This window comes from Deinococcus seoulensis (genome assembly GCF_014648115.1).
Classification (GTDB): Bacteria; Deinococcota; Deinococci; order Deinococcales; family Deinococcaceae; genus Deinococcus; species Deinococcus seoulensis.
This window is the reverse complement of sequence record NZ_BMQM01000001.1, coordinates 79347-103994: the sequence shown is the minus strand read 5'-3', so window position 1 is coordinate 103994 and position 24648 is coordinate 79347. Positions and strand designations below refer to the sequence as shown.

20 protein-coding genes are annotated in these 24648 nt (G+C 70.0%); 7 read left to right on the top strand and 13 right to left on the bottom strand.

The genetic code is table 11. From position 1 onward, the window contains the following. Positions 1 to 165: 165 nt before the first annotated feature. Both IEY70_RS00470 and IEY70_RS21225 read left to right on the top strand, forming a co-directional pair. Complete coding sequence (locus IEY70_RS00470) at positions 166 to 1566, top strand: L-lactate MFS transporter (RefSeq protein ID WP_189063019.1); 1401 nt, start codon at positions 166 to 168, stop codon at positions 1564 to 1566. Positions 1567 to 1606: 40 nt separating this feature from the next. After that, the gene (locus IEY70_RS21225) at positions 1607 to 1738 is read left to right on the top strand and encodes an MFS transporter small subunit (protein WP_268243805.1); all 132 of its coding nucleotides are present in this window, start codon (positions 1607 to 1609) and stop codon (positions 1736 to 1738) included. Positions 1739 to 1804: 66 nt separating this feature from the next. Here the strand turns inward: IEY70_RS21225 and IEY70_RS00465 are convergent, their stop codons facing one another. The 3 genes from IEY70_RS00465 to IEY70_RS00455 all read right to left on the bottom strand — a co-directional run bounded on the left by IEY70_RS00465 (position 1805) and on the right by IEY70_RS00455 (position 6744). Next, positions 1805 to 4393: an ATP-binding cassette domain-containing protein gene (locus IEY70_RS00465; RefSeq protein ID WP_189063018.1), complete on the bottom strand. Its 2589-nt coding sequence runs from the start codon at positions 4391 to 4393 to the stop codon at positions 1805 to 1807. A gap of 130 nt (positions 4394 to 4523) precedes the next feature. Beyond that, a complete protein-coding gene (locus tag IEY70_RS00460) occupies positions 4524 to 5339 on the bottom strand; it encodes an alpha/beta hydrolase (RefSeq protein ID WP_229777512.1) in 816 nt (271 codons plus the stop codon). A gap of 49 nt (positions 5340 to 5388) precedes the next feature. Further along, complete coding sequence (locus IEY70_RS00455) at positions 5389 to 6744, bottom strand: acyl-CoA dehydrogenase family protein (protein WP_189063017.1); 1356 nt, start codon at positions 6742 to 6744, stop codon at positions 5389 to 5391. A gap of 141 nt (positions 6745 to 6885) precedes the next feature. On the opposite strand from IEY70_RS00455, the gene IEY70_RS00450 reads away from it, so the two are divergent. Further along, positions 6886 to 7401, top strand: coding sequence for a hypothetical protein (locus tag IEY70_RS00450; RefSeq protein ID WP_189063016.1), 516 nt, complete (start codon positions 6886 to 6888; stop codon positions 7399 to 7401). Positions 7402 to 7552: 151 nt separating this feature from the next. On the opposite strand, the gene IEY70_RS00445 is transcribed toward IEY70_RS00450, so the two are convergent. Beyond that, positions 7553 to 8311: a WecB/TagA/CpsF family glycosyltransferase gene (locus IEY70_RS00445; RefSeq protein WP_189063015.1), complete on the bottom strand. Its 759-nt coding sequence runs from the start codon at positions 8309 to 8311 to the stop codon at positions 7553 to 7555. Positions 8312 to 8408: 97 nt separating this feature from the next. Here IEY70_RS00445 and IEY70_RS00440 point away from each other — a divergent pair, with 97 nt between their 5' ends. Beyond that, entirely contained in the window at positions 8409 to 9083 is a 675-nt protein-coding gene (locus tag IEY70_RS00440; RefSeq protein ID WP_189063014.1) for a Crp/Fnr family transcriptional regulator, read from the top strand. 192 nt (positions 9084 to 9275) lie between these two features. Next, positions 9276 to 10841 (top strand): bacillithiol biosynthesis cysteine-adding enzyme BshC, encoded by a 1566-nt coding sequence (gene bshC / locus IEY70_RS00435; protein ID WP_189063013.1) that lies wholly within the window; start codon positions 9276 to 9278, stop codon positions 10839 to 10841. A gap of 195 nt (positions 10842 to 11036) precedes the next feature. Here the strand turns inward: bshC and ftsY are convergent, their stop codons facing one another. From ftsY to IEY70_RS00420, 3 genes are all read right to left on the bottom strand, one after another. Then, entirely contained in the window at positions 11037 to 11993 is a 957-nt protein-coding gene (gene ftsY / locus IEY70_RS00430) for a signal recognition particle-docking protein FtsY (RefSeq protein ID WP_189063012.1), read from the bottom strand. A gap of 160 nt (positions 11994 to 12153) precedes the next feature. After that, on the bottom strand, positions 12154 to 12435 hold the full coding sequence (locus IEY70_RS00425; RefSeq protein WP_189063011.1) for a glutaredoxin family protein: 282 nt from the start codon (positions 12433 to 12435) through the stop codon (positions 12154 to 12156). A 4-nt stretch (positions 12436 to 12439) separates the two neighbouring features. Next, positions 12440 to 14521 (bottom strand): protein kinase domain-containing protein, encoded by a 2082-nt coding sequence (locus IEY70_RS00420; RefSeq protein ID WP_189063010.1) that lies wholly within the window; start codon positions 14519 to 14521, stop codon positions 12440 to 12442. A 223-nt stretch (positions 14522 to 14744) separates the two neighbouring features. Between IEY70_RS00420 and IEY70_RS00415 the strand changes: the two genes are divergently transcribed. Both IEY70_RS00415 and IEY70_RS00410 read left to right on the top strand, forming a co-directional pair. Then, the gene (locus IEY70_RS00415; protein WP_189063009.1) at positions 14745 to 16547 is read left to right on the top strand and encodes a hypothetical protein; all 1803 of its coding nucleotides are present in this window, start codon (positions 14745 to 14747) and stop codon (positions 16545 to 16547) included. A 92-nt stretch (positions 16548 to 16639) separates the two neighbouring features. Beyond that, positions 16640 to 17305, top strand: coding sequence for a glycosyltransferase family 2 protein (locus IEY70_RS00410; protein ID WP_189063008.1), 666 nt, complete (start codon positions 16640 to 16642; stop codon positions 17303 to 17305). A 25-nt stretch (positions 17306 to 17330) separates the two neighbouring features. On the opposite strand, the gene IEY70_RS00405 is transcribed toward IEY70_RS00410, so the two are convergent. The 6 genes from IEY70_RS00405 to IEY70_RS00380 form a co-directional block, all read right to left on the bottom strand. Further along, positions 17331 to 17906, bottom strand: coding sequence for a hypothetical protein (locus IEY70_RS00405; RefSeq protein WP_189063007.1), 576 nt, complete (start codon positions 17904 to 17906; stop codon positions 17331 to 17333). Positions 17907 to 18080: 174 nt separating this feature from the next. Further along, a complete protein-coding gene (locus tag IEY70_RS00400) occupies positions 18081 to 19472 on the bottom strand; it encodes a GH1 family beta-glucosidase (RefSeq protein ID WP_189063006.1) in 1392 nt (463 codons plus the stop codon). Between the two features lie 101 nt (positions 19473 to 19573). Then, positions 19574 to 20452 carry a carbohydrate ABC transporter permease gene (locus tag IEY70_RS00395; protein ID WP_189063005.1) on the bottom strand — a complete coding sequence of 293 codons (879 nt, stop codon included), beginning with the start codon at positions 20450 to 20452 and terminating at the stop codon, positions 19574 to 19576. Positions 20453 to 20454: 2 nt separating this feature from the next. Beyond that, a complete protein-coding gene (locus IEY70_RS00390) occupies positions 20455 to 21426 on the bottom strand; it encodes a carbohydrate ABC transporter permease (RefSeq protein WP_189063004.1) in 972 nt (323 codons plus the stop codon). A 190-nt stretch (positions 21427 to 21616) separates the two neighbouring features. Continuing rightward, positions 21617 to 22879 (bottom strand): ABC transporter substrate-binding protein, encoded by a 1263-nt coding sequence (locus IEY70_RS00385; protein WP_189063003.1) that lies wholly within the window; start codon positions 22877 to 22879, stop codon positions 21617 to 21619. A 643-nt stretch (positions 22880 to 23522) separates the two neighbouring features. Next, the gene (locus IEY70_RS00380; protein WP_189063002.1) at positions 23523 to 24536 is read right to left on the bottom strand and encodes a LacI family DNA-binding transcriptional regulator; all 1014 of its coding nucleotides are present in this window, start codon (positions 24534 to 24536) and stop codon (positions 23523 to 23525) included. Positions 24537 to 24648: the final 112 nt, after the last annotated feature.

The window sequence follows — 24648 nt, the reverse complement described above, 5'->3', positions numbered from 1 at the left end:
GGATGGGCCGGGCGCGTGGTGGCTGGCGGAACCGACCGAACCTTCATGAGAAATGTGTCCTGGCCTTCTTGATGAGCGTTCAGAGGCGGAACGATGAAGTGCCCGCCGACTAACGCCCGTTAGACTCCTTGACGTCAAACAAACTGATGGGCCTCAGGAGGGCGTATGGGATTTCTGGATCGTGAGCATTCTGTCGCAGGATCGAACTGGACCCGCTGGCTGGTCCCGCCCGCCGCGCTGGCCGTTCACCTGAGCATCGGGCAGATCTACGGGTACTCGGTGTTCAACAAGCCCCTCTCCCGCCTGATCAGCGGCGACCTGACCGCCGAGACCGGCGCGCCCGGCGACTGGTCCCTGTTCCAGGTGGGCCTGATCTTCAGCGTGGCCCTGTTCTTCCTGGGGGCCAGCAGCGCCATCTTCGGCAAGTGGGTGGAACGCGAAGGGCCACGCAAGACCATGTTCGCCAGCGCCCTGCTGTTCTGCGGCGGGTTCTTCGTGGCGGCGCTGGGCGTGAAACTGCACTCGCTGCCACTCGTGATCTTCGGGAACGGCGTACTGGGCGGCATCGGGCTGGGCCTGGGGTACATCAGCCCGGTCAGCACGCTGATCAAGTGGTTCCCGGACCGCCCCGGACTGGCGACCGGCATGGCCATCATGGGCTTCGGCGGCGGCGCCCTGATCGGCAGTCCGCTGGGCACCGCGCTGATGGCCCGCTTTGCCGGGGACGGCACGCTGGGCGTCGGCTCGACCTTCCTGGTCATGGGGGCCGTGTACCTGCTGTTCATGCTGTTCGGCGCGTTCCTGATCCGCGTGCCCGCCGACGACTGGAAACCCGCCGGGTGGACCCCGAAACCGCAGGCGGCGGGCGGCATGATCAGCACGCACAACGTACTGGTCGATCAGGCGTTCCGCACGCCACAGTTCTGGCTGCTGTTCGCCGTGCTGTTCCTGAACGTCACCGCCGGGATCGGCGTGCTCGGACAGGCCAGCGTCATGATTCAGGAGATGTTCAGTGACCGCGTCCTGGGCGCCGGGAACGGCGTGACGGCCGCCGCCGCCGCCGGCTTCGTGGGCCTGCTGAGCATCTTCAACATGGCCGGGCGGTTCATCTGGTCCTCGACCAGCGACCGCATCGGGCGCAAGCCCACGTACATGATCTTCTTCGCGCTGGGCGCCGTGCTGTACTTCCTGATTCCCATGTTCGGCAACATGGGCAGCCTGGTGCTGTTCGTGGCGGGCTTCTGCGTGATCATGAGCATGTACGGCGGCGGATTCGCCACCATTCCCGCGTACCTGCGGGACATGTTCGGCACCGCGAACGTCGGCGCGATCCACGGCCGCCTGCTGCTCGCCTGGAGTGCCGCCGCCATCGTCGGCCCCAGCCTCGTGAACGGCTTCCGCGACAGTCAGATCAAGGCCGGGATTCCCGCCGCGCAGGCGTACAGCACCACCATGTACATCATGGCCGCGCTGCTGGTCGTGGGGTTTGTGGCCAACCTGATGGTCCGCCCCGTCGCCGAGAAGTTCTGGGCGCAGAACCGCGCGCCCGCCGCCAGCCACGACTGACGCAGTCACGACTGATACGCATTCCAGCCAGGAGGCCCGCATGACCCGTTCCACCCCCGAACCCACCGAACAGCTCTCCCCCGTGATCTACCTGACGTGGCTGGTCCCCGGCATTCCCCTGGTCTGGGGCGTGTGGCAGACGCTGATCAAGGTCGCGCAACTGTTCCAGTAATCCGGCCTGATGGCAGATGGCGGCCTCCCCCACTTTCGGGGGAGGTTTGCTCTTGCGGCCCGCCGTTCAGGTCAGGGCGGGCTGGGCGTGTTCGTCGAGTTCTCGCCGCAGGTACGGTGAGGTGCGGCTGCCGCTCGCCCTGGCGACCTGTTCGGGCGTGCCCTGCGCCACGACCTGCCCGCCGTCCTCGCCCGCGCCGGGGCCGAGGTCCACGACCCAGTCGCTCGCGGCGATCACGCCCAGGTCATGCTCGACGACCATGACGCTGTGCCCGGCGTCCACGAGGCGGCTCAGCTGGGCGTGCAGGCGTTCCACGTCGCTGGGGTGCAGGCCGGTGGTGGGTTCGTCCAGCAGGTACACGGTGTGGCCGCGCACGGCCTTCTGGAGTTCGGCAGCCAGTTTCACGCGCTGGGCCTCGCCGCCCGAGAGTTCCGTGGCGGGCTGCCCGAGACGCAGGTAGCCCAGGCCGACCTCCTGCAAGGTGCTCAGGGCGCGGTGGACGGGGGCCTCGTCTGCGAACACCGGCGCGGCGGCGTCCACGGTCAGGTCCAGCACCTGCGCGATGTTCAGGCCTTTCCAGGTGACCTCCAGCGTGGCGGCATTGAAGCGGGTGCCGTGGCAGACGGGGCAGGGCGCGTACACGGACGGCAGGAACAGCAGTTCCACGGTCACGAAGCCCTCGCCCTGGCAGTGTTCGCAGCGGCCGCCCTTCACGTTGAATGAGAAACGGCCCGCGCTGTAACGGCGCTGCCGGGCCAGTGGTGTCGCGGCGAACAGGCGGCGCACGTGGTCGAACAGACCGGTGTACGTGGCGAGGTTGCTGCGCGGCGTGCGCCCGATGGGTGCCTGCGTGACCTGCACCAGCCGCCGCACGCGCTCCACGTCGCCGCCCAGGGTGCCCTGCGTGGGGGCGGGCGCGTCGTCTGCGGTCAGCAGATCGGCCGGATCGGCGCCAGCTTCGGCAGGCGCGGCTTCCCGGCCCAGGTGGACGCCCAGCAGGTCCGAGAGGGCCTGGGTGAGCAGGCTGGACTTCCCGGACCCGCTGACGCCCGTCACGGCCGTCAGGACGCCCAGCGGCAGGCGCACGTCCACGCCGCGCAGGTTGTTGCGGGTCACGCCGCGCAGGTCCAGCCAGCCGGTCGGGTCGCGGCGCACCTCGGGCAGTGGTGCGGGCGGCCCGAACAGGTGCCGGGCGGTCAGCGAGTCCGGCACGTCCCGCAGGCCCGCCGGGGGGCCGCTGTACAGCACCTGCCCGCCGCGCTGCCCGGCGTGCGGGCCGACATCCACGATCCAGTCGGCGTGGCGGATCACGCCCGGCTCGTGCTCGACCACGAACAGCGAATTCCCCCCGGCTTTCAGGCGGTCCAGGGCGGTCAGCAGCGCCTCGGTGTCGGCGGGGTGCAGCCCGGCAGAGGGTTCGTCCAGCACGTACACCACCCCGAACAGGTTCGAGTACAGCTGCGTGGCCAGCCGCAGGCGTTGCAGTTCGCCGGGCGACAGGGTAGGCGTGCCGCGTTCCAGGGTCAGGTAACCCAGGCCCAGGCGTTCCAGCACATCCACGCGGGCGCACAGGTCGGCGGCCAGCCGGGTCAGGGCCAGCGCCTCCTCGGGCGGGCGGGGAGTGCCGTCCGGGCGGGCCGTCTGCCCGGCGGCGGCGGGGGCGAGCAGTTCGGCAGCGCGGCGCAGCGGCAGGCGCGAGAAATCCATGATGTCCAGCCCGGCAAACGTCACGCCCAGGGCCGCGCGGGTCAGGCGCTTGCCGTGGCAGACCGGGCACTCGCGGATCACCATGAACGACGCCGCCCGCCGCTTCATGCTCTCGCTGCCGCTGTTCGCGAAGGTGTGCAGCACATGCCGCCGCGCGGAGGTGAACGTGCCCAGGTACGACGGCTCGGCGCGGCGTTTCACGGCCCGGCGCGTCTCCTCGGGCGTCAGGCCCGGATACACCGGCACCTGCGGCTGCTCGTCCGTGAACAGGATCCAGTCGCGCGCCTCGCGCGGCAGGTCACGCCAGGGGGTGTCCACGTCGTAGCCCAGCGTGACCAGAATGTCGCGCTGGTTCTGCCCGGCCCACGCGGTCGGCCACGCCGCCACCGCCCGCTCGCGGATGGTCAGGGACGGGTCCGGAACCATGCTCTCCTCGGTCACAGCGAACACGCGGCCCAACCCGTGACATTCCGGGCAGGCTCCCTCGGGCGTGTTCGGCGAGAACCCCTCGGCGTAGATGATGCCCTGACCGGGCGGGTAATCCCCCGCGCGGGAGTACAGCAGGCGCAGCACGTTGTTCAGGGTGGTCAGGCTGCCCACGCTGCTGCGCGCCGACGTGACGCCCCGCCCCTGTTGCAGGGCCACGGCGGGCGGCAGGCCGTCGATGCGGTCCACGTCCGGCGTGCCCAGCTGATTGAACAGCCGCCGCGCGTACGGCGACACGGAATCCAGGTAACGGCGCTGCGCCTCGGCGTACAGCGTCCCGAACGCCAGCGAGGACTTCCCGGACCCCGACACGCCCGTGAACACCACCAGCGCGCCTCTGGGCAGGTCCACGTCCACGTTCTTCAGGTTGTGTTCCCGCGCGCCGCGCACCTGCACGAACCCGTCACGCGGCCGGTCGTCGCGCAGGGAGCTGTCACGGGAGGAGGATGGAAGGTCGTTCATCCCGGCATGATTCCCGCCCGCCCACCGGGATGGGTGCGGGCCGCCTTCAGCGCTTGCCCATGCTCGGGCGCCATACGGACTGCTGCCTGTTTCGCTGACCACCCGGCAAGGCACCGGGTGGTCAGCGAAATCATTTCAGTCCGGTCAGGAAGTCCTGCACGGCGTTCAGAATCTCCTCTTCCGCCTGCGCGTGCGTGACGGTGGGCAGGCCGTCGCCCTTCTGCGGGCCGTACCGTCCGAAGAACGAGTGGACGGCGCCGGGAATGACGGTCAGGGTCGTGCCCTCGGGCAGGCGTTCCAGGCCGCCGCGCACGTCGTCGGGGGCGGCCACCCCGTCCCGTTCGGCCAGCAGCGACAGCACGGGCAGCGTCCGGTCTTTCAGGCTGACGTTCCCGGCGGGGTACGCGGCCATCAGGATCAGGCCCGCCAGGGCGTCGGCGTTGCTGGCGGCGTACTGCGCGGCCATCGCGCCCCCCAGCGAGTGCCCGGCGATCACCACCCGCTTGCCCTGGCCGTACTGCGCGATCAGACCGTCCGCACGCCCTATTCCGGTCACGGCCAGATCCAGCGGGAAGGCAGGGATGACCGTCTGCACGCCACGAGCGGCCAGCGCGCGGCCCAGCCACTCGTACGCCTGGGGGCGCACCAGCCCGCCGGGGTAGAACACCAGCAGTGTGTCCGCCTCGCCCTGCGCGGGCCGGATGTCGATGACGGGGCCACCCACGTTCTCCAGCGTCACGCGCGCCGTGTCCTGACCGGAGGGAGGCACGGCGTCCTGCCCGACCACCAGGGGGGGCCGCACGACCGCCTGCCGCGCCGTCGAGATCAGGTACCCTCCCAGCAGAGAGACGCCCGCGATCACCCACGCACGCACGCGCGGCGAGAGAAGCGGGCGACGACGGGGACGGGCGGGGGCCGGGGTGGTCAGGGCAGGTTCGGTGCTCACGCCCCCAGCATAGGCCCGGCCCTCCCCCACTCCCTACCCCCACCCTGCCTTACACGAAGGCGCTGAGGCCGGTGATGGCCCGCCCGACGACCAGGGTGTTGATCTCGTTGGTGCCCTCATAGGAGTAGATGGCCTCGGTGTCCGCGAAGTGCTTGGCGACCCCGTACTCGAGCAGGATGCCGTTCCCGCCGAAGGTCTCGCGGGCCAGGGCGACCGTCTCGCGGCAGCGGGCGGCGGTGACGACCTTGGCGAGCGCGGCGTGCTCGTCGCGCATGTCGCCCGCGTCGGCCATGTGGCTCAGGCGCAGGCACAGCGCGAACAGGCTGGTGACGTTGCCCAGCATGTGCACGAGGTGATTCTGGATCAGCTGGAATTCCCCGATGCGCTTCCCGAACTGCTCGCGGGTCTGGGCGTACGCGGCGGCCAGTTCGTAGGCACCCATGGCGCACCCGACGCCCTGCCACGCCACACCGGCGCGGGTGAGTTTCAGGACCTCGGCGGTAGTGCGCCAGCCGCGCACGTTCTGCAGGCGGTCGGTGTCGGGCACGCGGCAGTCGCTCAGGGTGATCAGGCCGTTCTCGACGATGCGCAGGGCGGTCTTGCCCTGGATCTTCTCGACGCTGTAACCGGGCGTTCCGGCGCGGACGATGAAGCCGCGCACCTCCTGGGTGTCCACATCGCGGGCCCAGATGACCGTGAAGTCGCTGAAGGGGCTGTTCCCGATCCATTTCTTCTGGCCGCGCAGGGTCCAGCTGTCGCCGTCGCGTTTGCAGGTGGTGCGCATGCCCTGGCTGACCTGCGAGCCGCCCTCGGGTTCGGTCAGGCCGAACGCGCCGATCACGTCCATGTCCAGCATCCTGGGCAGCCACTCGGCCTTCTGCTCGTCGCTGCCGCCCAGCGCGATGGACGCGAAGGCCAGTCCGGCGTGCACGCCGAAGAACACGGCGGTACTGACATCCACCTTGCAGGCTTCCATGGTGAACAGGCCTTCCATGATGGTGGCGTCTGGGGTGCGGCTGCCATCCTCGTTCCAGATACGGCGCATGAAATCATGTTTTTTCAGTTCCGGGATCAGGTGGCGGGGGAACTCGTCACGGTTCCAGTACTCGTTCATGATGGGCGAGACGTGCGTGTGCATGAAGCCGCGCACCTCGCCGGCAAAGTCCCGCTGCGCCTGGGTCAGGGTATCCATCTGCCCGAAGAAGTCGGCATTCGGGGTGGGCAGGTGGGGGGCCTTCTCGGGCGCGGCCCCCAGCATGCTGGTCAGGCTCTTGAGCTGCGAGTCGCTCATGCCGGCGGCGGCCCTGACCAGGGCGCCCAGGTCCAGTCGTTCGTTCAGGCGGGCCAGGGCGTCCATGTCCATTCCGGCCAGGAGCGCCTGCGCGTCCACGGTTGATCTGTTCATGGTTCCGGTTGTACCGCGTTCAGGGAAGTCGGAACTGCGTTGAGTATCGCGCTTTGGCTGCCGGTTCGTTCATGGGTGCTTCATGGTCGGCGCGGCGCGGCTCCCGGCACGCAGGTCCGCGCGGGGCGGTAGCATCCGGGTATGCCTCTCAACACGGACCGCCCGTCGCGGCCCCTGCCGACCCGTCCGGCCGGGTACGCGGAACTGGCCCGCTACTCCAGCCTGGGCCGCCTGTGGGCCATGCTGGGCGGCGCGGCGCGGGCCGGGCGGCAGGTGACGCTGGTGCGCGGCGACGCGCCGGACGTGTGCCGCCGCCGCGTCAGCGGGTACGTGCTGGGCAACGCCAGCATCTTCCTGGACGAGGGACGCACCGCCCGCGACCTGGAGGACGGGTTCGCGCCGCACCCGGCGCTGCTGGCCCTGCTGAGCGGCGACCCGTACCCGCTGCGCGCGGAACTGAACGCGCACTTCGAACTGCGGGTGGATTTCGTGCTGGCCTTCACGGCCCGCCGTGACCTGATCGCCCGGCCGGAACTGCGGTTCGCGCCGCTGGTGCCGGGCCTGAGCAGCCTGCCGGACGACCTGACACTCGACGCCCGCCGCCTGGGCCGCGACGAACTGCACCTGCTGGTGCAGCGCGCCTGCGGCCTCGCCTGATCCGGACTCCGATTGAATGGGCTGCAAGGCCCGCTGGGTCCGAGCGAAGCGAGTAGGGGCTGGGCGGGTTCCGGACATGGAGCCGGCAGGGGCAGTGAAGTCCCGGATTGTTGGCGAAACAAACGGAAATGAGCCGGACTTCGCGGGTGGGTCAGCCGGTGCGGGCAGCGCGGCGTTTCTCGGCGCGGACCATCTGCACGAACTTCGCGAGGCGCGGCGCGCGGTTCCAGCGTTTCCGGTCGCCCGCGACCCGCCAGATCCACTCGACGCCCATGCGGCGCGTCCAGGCCGGGGCGAGGTCGGCGGTGCCGGCCAGCACGTCGATCACGCCGCCGCAGCCGATCATGACGGGCACGTTCATCACCTGCCGCCAGTACTGGTTGAAGGTCTCCTGCCGCCCGGCGCCCATGGCGGTCAGCAGCAGGTCCGCGCCGCTGTCGCGCACGAGTTCCGCCACGCGCTGATCCTCGGGCAGGTCGAAGTACCCGTGGTGGATGCCTGCGACCTGAATGCCGTAGTCGCGCGCGGCGTTCTGCGCGGCGACCTCGGCCACGCCGGGCTTTGCGCCCAGGAAGAACACGCGCAGGTCCGCGCCGTGGCGTTTCATGAGGCCCTGCACGAGGTCGAAGCCCGGCGCGCGCGGTACCTCCTGGTCCCGCAGTTGCCGCGCGGCCCACACGATGCCCACGCCGTCGGCGGTGACGAGGTCGGCGACCTGCATCGCGGTCACGAAGTCCGGCTGGGTGCGTGACTGCACGATGAATTCCGGGTTCAGGGTCACGACGGTGTGCGGGGCGCGGGGCGCGCGGTAGATCCAGTCGCCCAGGCGGTTCAGGGCGCCGTCCAGCGTGATGTTGTCCAGCGGCAGGTCGAACAGGGTCAGTCGCTGGGTCTGGTCTGGGTTGCTCATGCTGTCGCGGATTGTAAAGCAGTCGGGCGGGCCTCCGGCGCTGGCCCCGGTGGGTGTGCTTGCGCGCGGGGCGTGCCGGTGGGGCATACTGCTACGCATGTTGCCCGGTGCTTTCGGTGCTTTACCTGCGGACGCTCAGGCGCAGGTGGTCGCGGCGGGACGGCTGGGACGCTGGACCCGCGCCGAACTGCTGTACCACCCGGAGGACCCCGCAGAGACGCTGTACGTCATCACGCGGGGGTCCGTGCGGCTGTACCGGCTGGGGTCCGGCGCGCGTGAGGTGACGCTGGACGTGCACGGTCCCGGCTCGCTGCTGGGCGTGATGTCCCTGATTCCCGGTGAACGCTGCGGCGTGTACGCCGAGGCGATGGACGACACCGAGGCGCTGATGCTGGGTCAGGACACCCTGCACCGCGTCACGCAGGCGCACCCGGCGGTGGGTGTGGCGCTGACCGAGCAGATCACCCGGCAGACGCGCGGCGTGCAGGAGCGGCTCTCGGGGCTGGTGTTCCTGGAGGTGTCGCAGCGGCTGGCGCTGGCGCTGCTGAACCTCGCCGAGCGTGAGGGGCCGTGGCCGGAGGGCGGGTCGCACGCGCTGCGTGACCGGGTGTCGCATCAGGACCTGGCGCACGTGGTGGGCAGTACGCGCGAGACGATCACGAAGTTGCTGGGGGATTTCCGCACGCGCGGGCTGCTGGACCTCGGGTACCGCCGGATCATCCTGACGGACCGTGAGGGCCTGCAACGCGCGACGCGCGAGCCGCTGCGCTGAGGGCCGCGCACGCCTGGGGTGCCGCGCCGTCCGTCGGCTTTACTTCACAGTGTGCTGTGACAGTCCGTGTAGTGTGAGTCCCGTTGCCTTGTGAACCGGTTCAACCGGAGAGAACGGGCACCGCACGCGCCCCGGCGGACGCCGGGGACGGCCCGCGCCGCGAACACGCGGCGCCGGGCGGAAGGAAGAACAATGGCGCGGAACGCAGGAGCGGAATTCAGGAAGGGTGGCATGCAGGCGTACTTCCGCCTGAGCGCAGGGGCGCTGGCACAGGCGCGCGCAGAGACTCGCGGTGACGTGGACCGCGCCGCGCTGGCAGAGGCGCTGCGCGCGTACCACCGCGACCTGGGCACGCTGGACGCGCACGCGCAGGCAGCCCTGGAACGGCTGGCGCACCCGGCGTCCCGCGTGGTCGTGACCGGGCAGCAGGCGGGCGCCCTGACCGGCCCGGCGTACTCGGTGCACAAGGCCGCCGACGCGGCGCTGCTGGCCCGCCAGGAGGACCGCGAGGACGCCCCGGTGGTCGCCGTGTACTGGATCGCCAGTCAGGATCACGACGCGGCCGAGGTGGCCAGTACCACCCTGCTGGACCTCGCCGGGCGCCTGCACCGCCTGACGCTGGACGTGCCGCAGGGCGTGCCGGTCGGGCGCATGCCGTGGCGCGCGGAGTGGACGGCGCAGGTCCACGCGCTGCTGGACGCCTTCGACGCGCCCGCCGCGCACGTGGCGGCTGTCCGCGCCCGCTTCGACCGGGCCGTGGGTGGGCCAGCGGGCGCGGGCAGTTACGCCGACGTGTTCGCCCGCCTGATTCACGGCCTGCTGGCCCCGGCGGGGCTGCTGGTCCTGGACCCGCTGCACCCCGCCCTGGCCGCGCTGATGGCCCCCACCCTGGCCCGCGAACTGGAACGCCCCCTGGCGTCCAGCGAGGCCATCGAGGCGGCCGCCGCCCGCCTGGAAGCCGACGGGTTCGTGCCGCAACTGCGCCGCCCGGCCGGAGCGACCAACCTGTTCATCGAGGAAGACGACGGGCAGCGCCGCCTGCTGCGCTTCGACGGCCGCACCTTCAGCACCGATCACGCCGCGTACTCGCGCGCGGACCTGCTGGCGGTCCTGGCAGGCGACCCCAGCCGGATCACGCCCGCCGCTGGCCTGCGCCCCGCCGTGCAGGACGCGCTGCTGCCCACCCTGGCCTTCGTGGTCGGGCCGGGCGAGATCGCGTACGGCGCGCAGTTACGGGACGTGTACGCGCTGCACGGGCTGGGGCAGCCGCTCCTGTGGCCGCGCCTGAGCGTCACCTGGATCGAACCGAACGTACGCCGCCTCCTGACGCGCCTGAACGCCACGGCCGCGCAGGTGCAGGCCGACCCGGAAGGCGTGCTGGGCCGCGCGCTGGCCGCCGAGCAGGGCGCCGCCGCCGCCAGCGCCGAGCGACTGGCCGCGCTGGACGCTGACCTGCGCGCCCTGACCGACGAACTGGGCGCGCTGGACCCCACCCTGCACAGCGCGGCGCAGCGCACCCGCACCCGCACCACGGCGCGCGTCGCGCACCTGCAACACCTCGCCACGCGCGCCCTGGCCCGCGCCGAGAACGACCGCAGCGGCCAGCTGACCCGCCTGAAAGCCCACCTGCTCCCGAACGGCGTACCCCAGGAACGCGAGATGAACTTCCTGACCTTCCTGCTCAAGCACGGCGACACGCCCCTGCGCCAGCTGCTGGACCTCCCGGCAGGCTGGCAGGGCGAACTCGACATTCCCTGATACGGACTCCGATTGAATGGCTTATAAAGCCGTTCAATCCGAGCGAAGCGAGTGGGAGCTTGGCGGGTTCCGGACGTGGAGTTGGCAACCCGGTGCCCTCCCGGGTTGTCAACGAAATAAACGGAATCCGCATGAGTCCAGACGCAACGCGGGCGGCCCCATCCAACCGGGCCGCCCGCCTGCCGTTCCAGTTCGCTACTCGCGCGGGATGTTCACGTCGAACAGGGCGCGCACGAATTCCTGGCTGTCGAAGGGTTGCAAGTCGTCGGCCTGTTCGCCCACGCCGATGAACTTGATGGGCACGCCGAGTTCCCGGACGATGGCGACCAGGATGCCGCCCTTGGCGGTGCCGTCGAGTTTCGTGACGATCACGCCGGTCAGGGGGGTGGCCTCGTGGAATTTCTTGGCCTGTTGCAGGCCGTTCTGGCCGGTGACGGCGTCCAGGACCAGCCACGTCTCGGAGGGTTCGGCCGGGTCGGCCTTCTCGACGACGCGGCGGACCTTCTTGAGTTCCTCCATCAGGTTGTGCTTGTTGTGCAGGCGGCCGGCGGTGTCGATGAACAGCAGGTCGGTGCCGCGCGCGGCGCGGGCGCTGGCTCCGTCGAAGGCGACGGCGGCGGGGTCGCCTCCGTCGGTGCCCTGCACGACGGGAATGCCGAGGCGTTCGCCCCACTCGCCGAGTTGCGCGCCGGCGGCGGCGCGGAAGGTGTCCCCGGCGGCGAACATGACGCTCTTGCCGCGGTTCATGTAGTACTGGCCGAGTTTGGCGATGGTGGTGGTCTTGCCGACGCCGTTCACGCCGATGACCATGACCACGTGCCCTTTGGGGTCGACGCTGGTGCGCCGGGCGTCGGGCGCGAAGCCGAGCTTGCGGAATTCGGCGCGGCGGGCGTCGGGTTCGAGTTGCAGGGTCAGGGCGTCCATCAGGGCCTGCTGGAGGTTCTTGCCCTCGGCGCGGCGGATGTCCTCGAGGATGTCCTCGGTGGCGGCGCGGCCCACGTCGGCGGCGATCAGGGCGTACTCGAGGTCCTCGATGGTGTCGAGTCGGTTGGTGACGACGTCCCGGACGTCCTGTCCGAGGAACCCGGCGGTGGAGTTGATCTGCTGGCGGGTCTTGCTGAGCCCGTCGCGCAGGCGTTCGAGCCAGCTCACGCGCGCGCTCCGGCGGGGGGGGTGACGTTCATGCGTTTACCATAGCGTCCCGGACCCGCGCTGAACCGTTCGGATCGCTGCCATCCGACGCTGCCATTCGACTGGGCCAGCGAAAACCCCTCCGGGCGGGAGGGGTCTGCGGGCAGGGCGGTCAGGCGGGTCAGCCGGACAGGGCCTCGCGGATCAGGGCGAGTTTCAGGGTGCTCAGGCGCGCGCGGCTGAACGCGCCGCGCCCCAGAATGCGCTCCCCGAGGGCCAGGACCGGCACGTGGTCGCCGTGCCGTTCGCGCAGCTGCGGGTCGAGGTCCACGTTCACGGTCTGCACGTTGAATTCCAGCTGGGCGAGGTGCGCGGCGGCCTGTTCGCACAGGTGGCAGCCGGGGCGGGCGTAGAGGGTCAGGGTGGGCAGGGTCAGGCGGGGTGGCCCGTCGGGTCGGGTCATGGGGTCAGGTGGTCTGGAGGACTTTCGGGCGGCCCAGGATACTCATGGCCTGCACCGGGGCGTACATGTCGCTGGAGGTCAGCAGGTCACCCACGGCCGAGAAGGTCCGCAGCACCTGCCCGCCCTGACGCACGGCGAAGATCTGGCCTTCCGGTCCGACCTGGATCAGCCAGGGGGCCTCGGTGGGTTCCCCGACCAGGGTTTCCATGGCGAAGGTCAGGCCCGGCGTGCCGTCCGCCTCGATCTTGCGGACCTTGCGGGCCACGCTGTCCACGATGTACACCGCGCCGAACTGGTCCACGCCCAGGCCTTCCAGGGGGCGCAGGCTGTCGCTGTTGCGGTCCAGGCGGAAGGCGTAGCGGCTGATGTAGTCGCCCTGCGAACTGAAGCGCTGCACCTCATGGTTGCCGGTGTCCAGGACGTAGATGTGCCCGTCGGGCGCGGCGACGATCCCGGTGGGTTTCTCGAAGCGACCCAGGCCCTGGCCGCGCCCGCCGAAACGGCGGATGAAGCGGCCCTGCGAGTCGAACACGACCACGTGGTGCGCCTCGGCGTCCAGCACGAACACCTGTCCCTGCGCGGCGGCAATCCCGACGGGTTGCAGCAGTTCGCCCTCGTTCAGGCCGTACGGGCCGAAGCTCAGGAGTTCGTTGCCTTCCGCGTCGAGTTTGCGGACCAGCGCCCCGGCCTTGCCCTGGCGGTAGTCGAGCAACGTGACGTACAGGTTCCCTTCCGGGTCGCCGGTCATGGCGTTGGGCGTGCCGGGCAGGCCCTGCGCGCCGCCGGTCTGGTCGCGCAGGCTGGCGCGCAGTTTGCCTTTCAGGTCCAGCAGGCGCAGCGTGCCGCGTTTCTCCTGCACGCTCATGGCGAGGGCGATGGGGTCGTTGAAGATCTCGTCGGTCAGCACGCCGGCGTCGATGCGGGCGATCACGTCGTCCAGGGTGGGGCGCTGGGCGGGGTCCTTCTCGATCATGTTCAGGATCAGGTCGTTCAGTTTGCCCGGCACTTCCAGCCTCACCTGCTTGGGCGGTTTGGGCGTCTCGAACACCTGCTGGTGCACCACGGCCTCGTAACTGCCCTTGAAGGCGGTGTGCCCGGTGACCATCTCGTAGGCGAGCAGGCCCAGCGAGTACACGTCGCTGCGGGCGTCCACGCGGTTGCCCTTGGCCTGTTCCGGGGCCATGTAGATGGGCGTCCCGACGCGCGCGCCGGTCATGGTCAGGCGGGTCAGGACCTTCCCGACGGCAATCCCGAAGTCCATGAGTTTCACGCCGCCCTCGCGCAGCACGCCGTCCGTGAAGGCGTTCTTGAGGACCATCACGTTGGCGGGCTTGATGTCGCGGTGCACGACGTTCTGCATGTGAATGTGGCGCAGCGCGTCGGCCAGCGCGCGGATCAGTTGCGCGCCCTCGTGGAAGCTCAGGGTGCGGCTTTCCAGCAGGGCCTCGAGGCTGTCGCCTTCCAGGAATTCCATGGCGATGTAATGTTCGGGGTCCTGCATGCGGTAGTCGTACACGCGCACGATGTTCGGGTGGTTGAAGCGCTTGAGCACTTCCGCCTCGCGGTAGAAGCGTTTGACGAACTTGGCGTCCGCGAGGTACTTGTCCTGCGGGACCTTCAGGGCGACCACGCGGCCGTCCTGGCGGCGGCGGGCGCGGTACACGCTGCCCATCCCGCCGATCCCGACCCGGTCGAGGACCTCGTACTCCTGGAAGCGCAGGTCCGAGACGGTCTGCGTGGTCGTCGGACGGCGCGAGGGTGGCACGGGCGTGGCGGTGCGCTGCACGCGCACGGGTTTCTGCGGTCTGGGCTGACGGCCGGGCCGGTCCAGGCTGGGCATCACGACCCGGCCCAGGCGGAACGCGGCGGTGACCAGCACGAACGCCGCGGCCGTCAGGACGCCCTGGGTGCGGTTCAGGTTCTCCAGTTGCGCGGGGCCGCCACCGGCGGTCAGGGACAGGTAGGCGACCAGCAGGGTCAGCAGGGCGGCGGCGGCGGCGCCCACGAGGCCCAGCACCCGTTCGGGCGCGCGGACGGTCAGCAGGACCCCCACGATGAACAGCGGGACCAGCAGCAGCGCGATCATGCGGGCCTGGCCGGGCGGGAAGAGGGAGGCAACGGCTTCATTACACACAGTTATACAGAGCCGCGCCTTGCGCTGCACTTACAGGTGCCTGCCTGGCCTGCGTGCGGCGGGGCCTGTGCGGCATACTGTGGGCGATGGTCACTGCACAGCTATGTCCGGTCACGCGGCGCCTTCCCGGCGTGCCACGCGCCCTCCCGGCGCGGCCTGAACGGCGGGGCGGCGCGTGAACTACTGGACGGAACTGACCGAACTGTTCGAGTACAAGGTCGCGGACGCCCTGGCGGGCCGGGTGCCGCGCGGCGGGCGGCGGTCGCTGGGGTTGCTGCGTGAGGAACTGCTGCAGGCGTCGCTGGAGCCCACGCTGCTGCGCCGCCTGATCGAGGCGGACCGGCAGTACCGCGCGTACCAGAAAGACAGCCGTCCGCCCGAGGTGGACCCCCGCGCCGCGTTCAGCGGGCCGAGCACCTGGGCGGCCCCCGCCACCACCGAGACGGATGAGTCGCGCGCCTGGGAGGAACTGCAACTGCTGGCGTGGCACCACCAGACCACGCGGCTGGTGCGCGAGCAGGCGCTGCGCTGGCAGCGGGAACCGACGCTGGCGCAACTGCGGGTGCTGTTCACCGTGACCGAGAACGCCGAGCGGGCCGCCACGACCGGGTCGCAACCCGTGGCCGTGCCGCCCGTGAACGATCCCCTGATGGACCTGCACGACCAGGAAGTGGTGCAGAACCTCGCCGGGGCGCTGTCGAACCTGCTGCTGACCGAGCTGGGTCGCGCGCGGGTCCGCACGGCCCTGTCCGGCGCGCAGAGCGAACCGTTCCCGCGCCACCCGGACGAGGACGTACTGGCCGCGCGCATCATGGCCGCCGAGCGTGAACCGCTGGGCGCCGAGGCCCGCGAGCAGCTGATCCGCGCCCTGAAAGCCGAGTACCCGCGCGCACGTGACCCGCGCGAACGGCCCGCGATCCGCGAGGCGGCGCGGCTGGTCGCCAGTTTCCTGGACCCCCTCATGGCGGCCGCGCCCGCCCCGACGCTGGGGGCCGTGCCGCACGGCAGCGTGCTGTACGCCCGGCACCCCGCGACCGCCATGCGCGCCCCGGACGACGGCGCGGACGTGCTGATCGTGAACCTGCGTGGCGGGCAGGCGGCCCGCTGGCGCGGCCTGGACCTGATGTGGCAACCCATCGGGAAGAACTGGCAGATGCAGGTGGCGGGGCAGGTGGCGCTGCTGCGGCCCTCGCGGGACACCGGGGACGGCCCGCAGAGCATCACGCTGCCCGACACGCAACTGCGGGCGTTCGTGAGCGGCGATTACCTGATGCTGCGCCTGGAAAGCCAGGCGGCGCTGGAACTGGGGCGGCGGGCGTCGCTGGGCCGGGCGGTGTCGCTGCTGTTGGATCCGGGCGGCGAGTACCTGTTCCTGCGCATGGCGCGCGCGGCGGCGCAACTGCTGCGCGGCTCGCCGCTGGACCTGCCGTCCCTGCAGGGCGCGTCGGCCCGCAAGTACCGCGAGGCCACCCCGGACGCCCTGATGGCGTTCGCGCGTAAGGGCGTGGAGTCCCTGATGGTCCGGCTGGGCCGCGCGGACACCACGCAGGCCGCGCAGGTGTTCCGCGCGGCGGCCGACGCGCTGGGCGTGCACCCGGTGCTGGGCCGCCGCCTGCACGAGGCGCTGCACGTGGCGCTGCGCAGTCCCGAGACGCTGTCCGAACCGGTGTCCGGCGACAGTTTCGACCTGCCGGACACCGGGGGGTTCCTGAGCGTCCTGCTGAGCGACGACCCGCTGACCCTGCAGGCCGGGACGCGCTCGGTGACGCTGCGACTGGATTACAAGTCGGAGCTGGCCGTCGTGATTCCCGGTCACGCGCCCATGATCCTGCAGGACCTGCTGGTGGTGCGCGTGCCGGACCTGAACGTGATTCTCGTCCGGCACGGGCAGTGGCTGGCCGCCGCCGCCGGGCACGACGAGAGCGGCGACGTGATCAGCCCGGACCTGCTGGACGACCCGCCGCCCGCGCCGCACTGAACGGCCCCCGGACGACACCCCGCAGTTCATGGGTGCGTTAGTTCATGGGTGCATAAGGGCCGCCTGTGTGTGTTTCGCTTACCATGGGCAGCATGTCTGCGGCGATCCGTTCACCTCTGCCTCCGTCGGCCCGTGTGGCGGTCCTGATTCCTGCGTTCAACGAGCAGGACACCGTGGCGGCGGTGGTGGAGGTGGCCCGGCAGTTCACGGACGAGGTGATCGTCGCCTCGGACGGCAGCAGTGACGGGACGGCGCAGGTGGCGCGGCAGGCAGGCGCGGCCGTGGTGGAACTCCCCGAGAACGGCGGGAAGGGCGCGGCCCTGCGCGCGGCGCTGGACGCCACGCAGGCCGAGTTCGTGGTGATGCTGGACGCCGACCTGACCGGCCTGAGCGCCGCGCACCTCCAGACGCTGCTGAACCCGGTGCAGGCCGGCACGCTGGACATGAGTATCGGCGTGTTCGAGGGCGGCGGGTTCGTGACCGACTGGGGGAACAAACTCACGCCGCACCTGAGCGGGCAGCGGGCCTGCCGCCGCGACTGGCTGCTGGGCGTGCCCGGCCTGGGTGAGGAACGCTGGCCGGAACCGGCCATCACGCAGCACCTGAAAGTCACCGGGGCGCGCTGGGCGTACGTGGACCTGCCGAACGTGGCGCAGGTGGTCAAGGAGAAGAAACGTGGCTTCTGGCGCGGCGCGACCGCCCGCACCCGCATGTACGTGTCTCTGCTGACGTACGGCGTGCGCCGCCGCAAATCCTGACGCGCCCCGACCTCCGGCGGGTGCCTCAGCGCAGCAGGTCGATGCGGCTGCCGTCCGCCGTCTCGTAGCGCACGACGCCCACGGTCGGCACGAAGTACGTTTTCTGCACGCTGATCTTCCCGGCGGCGGTCGTCTCGGTCTGGATGGTCAGGGCGTTGAAGGTGCCACCCGCCGTTTTCAGGGGGGTCACGCCGGTCACGGTGGACACGGTGCGCACGCTGCCGTTGCTGCCTTTCCAGGTCATGCCGGGGCTGAGCGGGCCGGGCGGGTACACGTTCAGCGGCGCCGCGTACCAGCTCAGGCGCCCGCCGATGTTCACGCCGCGCAGCCACACGCTGCCGTCCGTGCGGAATTCCAGCAGGTCCTGGGTGTAGGTGGTGCTGCCGTACTGGTGGCTGACCGGCACGACCTGCACGCCCCGGTACGTGACGGGTGCGCCCATGACCTGCGTCTCGCCGCTGGAGTACGTCCAGCGGGTTCCGGCCTTGCGGGGGTAGTAGTTGCTGTCCAGCGCCTGGACGTTCAGGAGCGCCGAGCCGAGCAGGCCCAGCAGCGGGAGCAGAAGGGCGCGGCGGACGGTGGGGCGGGCAGGGGCGGGCATCGCCTCCCAGCTTAGTGCCTGCCTCTCACGCGCGCCTGACAGGATGCCCGGCCCTCCCCCACCCGGCCGCCCGGACCACAGCCGTGCGGGCCGCGCGGCACCCCGGATGGGAGCACCTGCGCGGCCCGCCGTTCACCGCTACCGGGTTACTGTCGCCGGGTTACTGTCGCCGGGTTACTTCACGAGCGCCTGGTACCACAGGGCGCTGTCTTTCAGGATGCGTTCCTGGGTGTCGTAGTCCACGTACACCAGCCCGAAGCGTTTCTCGTACCCGAAGGCCCACTCGAAGTTGTCCATCAGGGACCACGCGAAGTACCCGCGCACGTCCACTCCGGCGCGGCTGGCGTCCAGCAGGGCGTTCAGGTGGGTGCTGAGGAACTCGGTGCGGCGCGGGTCGTGCACGCGGTCGCCGCTGCGTTCGTCGGGGAACGCGGCGCCGTTCTCGGTGATGTAGATGGGCGGCAGGCCGGGGTAGTCGGTGTTCAGGCGCAGCAGGAGGTCGGTCAGGCCCTGCGGGTGGATTTCCCAGCCCATGTCGGTGACGCTGGCCCCGTCGGGCAGCACGCCGCCCTGCGCGCCGATCACGCCGCGCGTGTAGTAGTTGACACCCAGGAAGTCGTTGGGGGCGCTGATGAGCTTCAGGTCGCCGGGCTGCACGGGGGGCGTGTCGGGGCCGACTTCTGCCCAGGTGTCGGCGGGGTACTCGCCGCGCAGGATGGGGTCCAGGAACCAGCGGTTGAAGCGGCCGTCGGCGTGCCGGGCGGCGCTGATGTCCTCGGGGCGGTCGCTGGCGCTTTCCTGCGGGCCGAGGTTCAGGACGATGCCCGCCTGGGACTGCGGCGCGTGGCGGCGGATTTCGGGCAGGGCGAGGCCGTGACCCAGCATCAGGTGGTGCGCGGCGCTCAGGGCGGCGGCGCGGTCGCGGGTGCCGGGCGCGTGCTCCCCGAGTTCGTAACTGAGGATCGACGAGCACCACGGTTCGTTCAGGGTGGCGTAACTCGCCACGCGGTTCCCGAGGCGCTGCGCGACGGCCGCCGAGTACTCGGCGAAGGCGTGGGCGGTGTCGCGGTTGGTCCAGCCGCCCTGGTCCTGCAACACGGCGGGCAGGTCCCAGTGGTACAGCGTGACGTGGGGCTGCACGCCGCGCGCGAGCAGGCCGTCGGTCAGGCGTTCGTAGAAGTCCAGTCCGGCGGCGTTCACGGCGCCCCGTCCGGTGGGGATCACGCGGGGCCACGCGACGCTGAAGCGGTAGGCGTCGACGCCCAGCGCGGCGATCAGGTCGAGGTCCTGCTCCCAGCGGTGGTAGTGGTCGCAGGCGACGGCGCCGCTGCTGCCGTCGCTGATGCGGCCGGGTTTGGCGCAGAACACGTCCCAGATGCTGGGGCTGCGGCCGTCTTCCTGCGCGGCGCCCTCAATCTGGTACGAGCTGGTGGCGACCCCGAACAGGAAACCGGCCGGGAAGTCCTGGCGGGTCAGGCTGGCGGCGCGGGCCTGGGGAGTGGGCGCGGCCGTTTCGGATGGGGCAGTGTCGGATACGGCAGTGTCGGTGGTGATGGTGTTCGTCATGGGGCGGCTCCTGCGGGAACAGTGGGGCGGCGGTGTGGTGGCGGTGTGGCGGCAGTGTGGCGGCGGTGTGGCGGCGGGGGGCGGGAGCGGGCGGGGCGGGTTCAGCCCTTGGTCGCGCCGGCGGTCAGGCCCTCGATCAGCTGGCGGGATGCCAGGGCGAACAGGATCAGCAGCGGCACGACGGTCAGGGCGACGCCGCACATCAGGGCGCCCCAGTCGGTGTTCGCGATGCCCTGCATGGACCGCAGCGCCAGGGGCGCCGTGAAGGTCTCGGCGGTGCGGAAGATGATCAGCGGCCCCAGGAAGCCGTTCCAGGACTGCACGAACGTCACGAGCCCCAGGGTCGCCATGGCCGGGCCGGTCAGGGGGACGATCACGCGGCGGAAGATGCCGAACTCGCTGGCGCCGTCGATGCGGGCCGCCTCGACCAGTTCGCGCGGGATGGAACTGCCGATGTACTGCCGCATCAGGAAGATTCCGAAGGCACTCGCCATGCCCGGCACCCACAGCGCGCGCGGCTGGTCGATCCAGCCGAGGGCCTGCATGATCAGGGCGTACGGGACGATGTTCAGGGTGCCGGGGATCAGCATGGTGGCCAGCAGCAGTCCGAACAGGACCTCGCGGCCCTTGAACGAGAACATGGCGAAGGCGTACCCGGCGAGCGTGCAGAAGAACAGCGTGAAGCCGGTGGTCAGGACCGCGAGGTACAGGCTGTTCCAGAGGTTCCGCCAGAACGGCACGCGTTCCACGAGGTTGCGGTAGTTCTCGTCGAGGTTGCTGCCGAACCACGCGGGGGGCGGCAGGTGGAAGATGTCGCTGCGGGTGTGCGTGGCGAACACGAACATGAAGTAGAAGGGCGCGATGGTCAGCAGGGCGCCCAGGGCGATCAGCAGGTACGCGCCGATGCGTTTGCCGTCCAGGGTGGGGGCGCGGCGGGCGGGGCGGCTGGCGGGGCGGTCGGGGATGGGGGCGGTGGTCATGGTCAGTCCCTTCCGGCCAGGCCGCTGCGGCCGAAGGCACGGTTGTTCACGAGGGTCAGCACGCCGATCACGATGAACAGCAGCCAGGACATGGCGGCCGCCACACCGGCGTCCGAGTACGAGGCGTACGTGCGGTACATGTACATCACGGTGGTCAGTCCGGCCTGTCCGGCGCCGCCGCTGCCGTTGGTCAGGATGAACGGCTCCTCGAACAGTTGCAGGCCGCCGATCAGGCTGAGGGTCACGGCGATGAACATGATCGGGCGCAGCAGCGGCAGCGTGATGTACCGGAACTGCTGGGCGCGGGTGGCGCCGTCCACGCTGGCCGCCTCGTACAGTTCGCGCGGGATGGCCTGCAGGCCGCTGAGGTACAGCAGCATGTTCCAGCCGGTGTAGCGCCACACGACGACCATGGCGACCGCGCTCTGCACGTACTCTTTCTCGCCCAGCCAGTTGATCTTCTCGGCGGGGAACAGCGCGCCGATCAGGGGCAGGCCGTGCAGGGCGTTCAGGACCGAGTTGATCACGCCGTACTGCCAGGAGAACAGCGTGAAGAAGATCACCGAGATCGCCACGATGGACGTGATGTACGGCAGGAAGTACACGGCGGTCACGAGGTTCTGCATGCGGCGCAGGCCACCCTGGATAGCGAACGCCAGCGGAATGGCGATCAGGTGCTGCGGCAGGCCCGACATGAGTGCCAGGATGGCAGTGTTCTTCAGGGACAGCCAGAAGGTCGGGTCGGTCAGGTTGTCGGTGTAGTTGCGCAGGCCCACGAATTTCATGTCGCCCAGCCCGGTGCCCGGCTGCCACTGGTGGAAGCTCAGGAAGGCGTTGAACAGGATCGGGAACAGGCCGAACGCGAAGAACAGGATGAAGAACGGACTGATGAAGATGTACGGCGCGTACCGCCGCTGGAAGTCGCTCCAGCTGGGTTTGCGTCGGGGTTTGGCTGATTTCAGGGTTGCTTGCATGCCTGTGATCTCCAGTGCGGCGGGGCCCGGCGGGCGGGAAAGCGGGAGCGGGGGCAGGTCCGGCCCCGGTGAGCGGCGCGGACCTGCCCCCGTTGATCGGGTGTCGGGTGAATTCCGTCTGGTGCGCCGGGCGTCCCGGCGGGTGCCGGCCCTGCCCGTGGCCTGAACGTGCGTTCAGGCGGGCCGGGGGTCAGCGGGCGCGGCGGGCGATCAGGTTCTTGGCGTCGGTCAGCGCGGTCGTGATGTCCTTGCTGCCGTCAAGGACGCTGGACAGGGCGTCGTTCACGATCTGTTCGGCGATGGGGTCGAGTTTGTTCACGTCCAGCGGCTGGATTTTCAGGGCAGCCTGACGCCACAGCACGCGGGCCTTCTGGCCGTTCAGGTACGGGACGCCCTCGTTGAAGACGGGGTCGTTCCCGGCGGCGCGCAGCGCGGGGAACGCGCCGGTGGTCTTGAACGCCAGAACCTGCTGGTCCTTGTTGGTGGTCAGGTACTTGATGAGCGCCCAGGCTTCGGTCTTGTGCTGGCTCTGCTGCGGAATGGCGTAGAACGAGCCGCCCCAGCTGGCGTAGGTGTTGCCGGGCAGTTGCTGCGAGGCCCACTTGCCGCTGAAGTCCTTGGCGAGCCAGTTCTGCATGTGACCGACCAGCCACGCGCCGCTGAACTCGGTGGCGAGGTTGCCTTTCTGGAAGGCGGTGGTCCATTCGGGGCTGAAGGCGCTGCCGGCGCGGGCGTCGAGTTTCGCGTCGCGGATCTGCTTGGCGATGGTGAAGGCGCGCACGTAGCGGGGGTTGGCGGGGTCGACCAGGACGTTGTTGTTCTTGTCGAAGTACAGGCCCTCGCCGCTCTTGAGGCCGGTGCGGATGATGATCTGGGCGGCCTCGCCGGCGTCGGGGATCAGGAAGGTGCCGGGGTTGGCGGCCAGGACTTTCTTGCCGTTGCTGATGTAGCTTTCCCAGCTGGCGTTCATGGCGGCGGGGCTCACGCCGGCCTTCTTGAGCATGTCCGAGCGGTAGAACATGGCGCCGGGGCCGATGTCAGTGGGCATGCCGACCATGCGGCCGTCCTGGGTCATGGCCTGCGGGTAGGTGTAGGCAATGAACTGGCTGCGGAACTGCCCGGCGTTGTAGGGGGCCTTGCTGATGTCGACCAGGCCGTTGCCTTCCGCGAAGCGGGCGACGTACCCGAAGTCCACGGCGACCACGTCGCTGGCGCCCTTGCCGGTGGAGAGCGCGGTGGTCAGGGCGGTGTGGTGGTCAGCGTAGGCCAGCGAGTTGATCTTGACGGTGATGTTCGGGTAGAGCTTGTTGAAACCGGGCAGCGCGGCCTTCACGACGCTGTCGAGGTCGGGGAACACGCCGACGGTGATGGTGGTCTTCTGGGCGCTGGCGCTGCCGAGGGCGGCGGTCAGGGCGATGCTCAGGGCCAGGGTCAGTCGGGGCAGGTTACGCATGATGGTTCCTCCGGGTGGGGGTGTGCGTGCTTGGGGTGAGGGGGCGGCGCAACAGGGTTCAGCAGTTCCGGTGGTCGCTTGCGGGGCGGCCACAGGTGGGTGAAGGTCCGGGCCGTCGGTGGCCGGAATTCTGGTTGGAACAGGTCTGCTTGACCCGTACTGTAGTCGCCCCATGAAAGCGCTGTCAAGAGGCGATTCATGCGTTCGTTCCGCCGCCCCGATACCAGAGTGGAAAAATCGCGTTCTGGACTTCTCTGTATCGTTATACGCCCGACACACAAAAAAGATTGCGCTTTCAGCGAAGCACAATCCAGCCCGGTCCGTGTTCCCCGCCACAGCCCTCACACGGACTCCGTCTGTTTCGCCGACAACCCGGAACCCGCTCCGGCTCCGCTCGGGTTGAACGGTTCTGGCAGACCTTTCAACCCGAGTCATACGGATTCCGTTTGTTTCGCCAACAATCCGGAACTCCACCGGATTGTTGGCTCCACGTCCGGAATCCGTTTCTCTGCTACTCGCATCCGCTCGGATTGAACGGGCTTCGCAGCCCATTCAATCGGAGTCCGTATCATGAGTAACCCGCACAGGCCGGTACGGGCAGGTGCGGGCGGATCGGTCTGGATCGGTCGGTACGGTCAGCGCTCTACAGGCCGCGCCGACTGGCGACGGATTCACGCATCATCAGTTCCTGGCGCGGCTCGAAGGGTTCGGTGGTCTCGCCGCGCAGGCGTGCCAGGATGAAGTGCGCCAGCCAGCGGCCCATCTCGGCCATGGGTTGCCGCACGGACGACAGGGGCGGCGTGGCGTACGTGGAGCCGGGCAGGTCGTCGAAGCCGACCAGGGACATGTCCTCGGGCACGCGCAGGCCCAGGCGGTACAGCGCCAGGCGTGCGCCGTAGGCCATCTGGTCGTTGGCGCTGAACACGGCCGTCAGGTCGGAATGCTGTTGCAGCAGGCGCTGCATGCCGATCAATCCGCTGGGTTCCTGAAAGTCGCCCTGCACGACCAGGGTGGGGTCGTACTTCAGGCCGCGTTCCTCGAGGGCCTCGCGGTACCCGGTCAGGCGTTCGCGGGCGTCGGCGTGGTCGGGCGGGCCGCTGATGTGCCCGATCACGCGGTGGCCGCGCCCGATCAGGTAGTTGGTCAGGTCGCGGGCGCTCTGGCGGTTGTCCATGTTCAGGGACACGCCCCCGTGGCGGCTCAGGTCGATGTTGCGGCCCAGCACGCCGACAGGCAGGCGGGCGGACAGGGCGTGCAGGTCGTGGTCCGGCAGTTGCCCGCCCAGGATGATCATGCCCTCGACGCGGCGGTTGAGCAGCAGTTCCACGGCGTGTTCTTCCTCGGCGGTGCGCCAGTGGCCGCTGATGATGATGGGTGAGTACCCGCTGCCCATCAGGCCCTGCTCGATGCCGCTCAGGGCGTCGTTGTAGAAGGGGCTGGCGATGTCGGGGGTCAGGACGCCCACGCTGCCGGACGCGCCGGTGGCGAGGCTGCGGGCGAAGGTATTGGGCGTGTACCCGAGTTTCTCGATGGCCTGCCGGACCTGGCTGGCCTTCTCGTCGCGGACACGGGCGGTGCCGTTCAGGATGCGGGAGACGGTGCTGGGTGAGACGCCGGCCTCGCGGGCAACCTCGGTGAGGGTGACGGCGCGGGTCATGAGGGGCGCTCCGCCGTGGGCCGGGGGCAGAAGGGACGCAGAGGGTGAAACATGCCCGGAAGTATACTTGAAAGCGCTTTCAGAATTGCAAGAGTCTGACCCGCCTCACCTG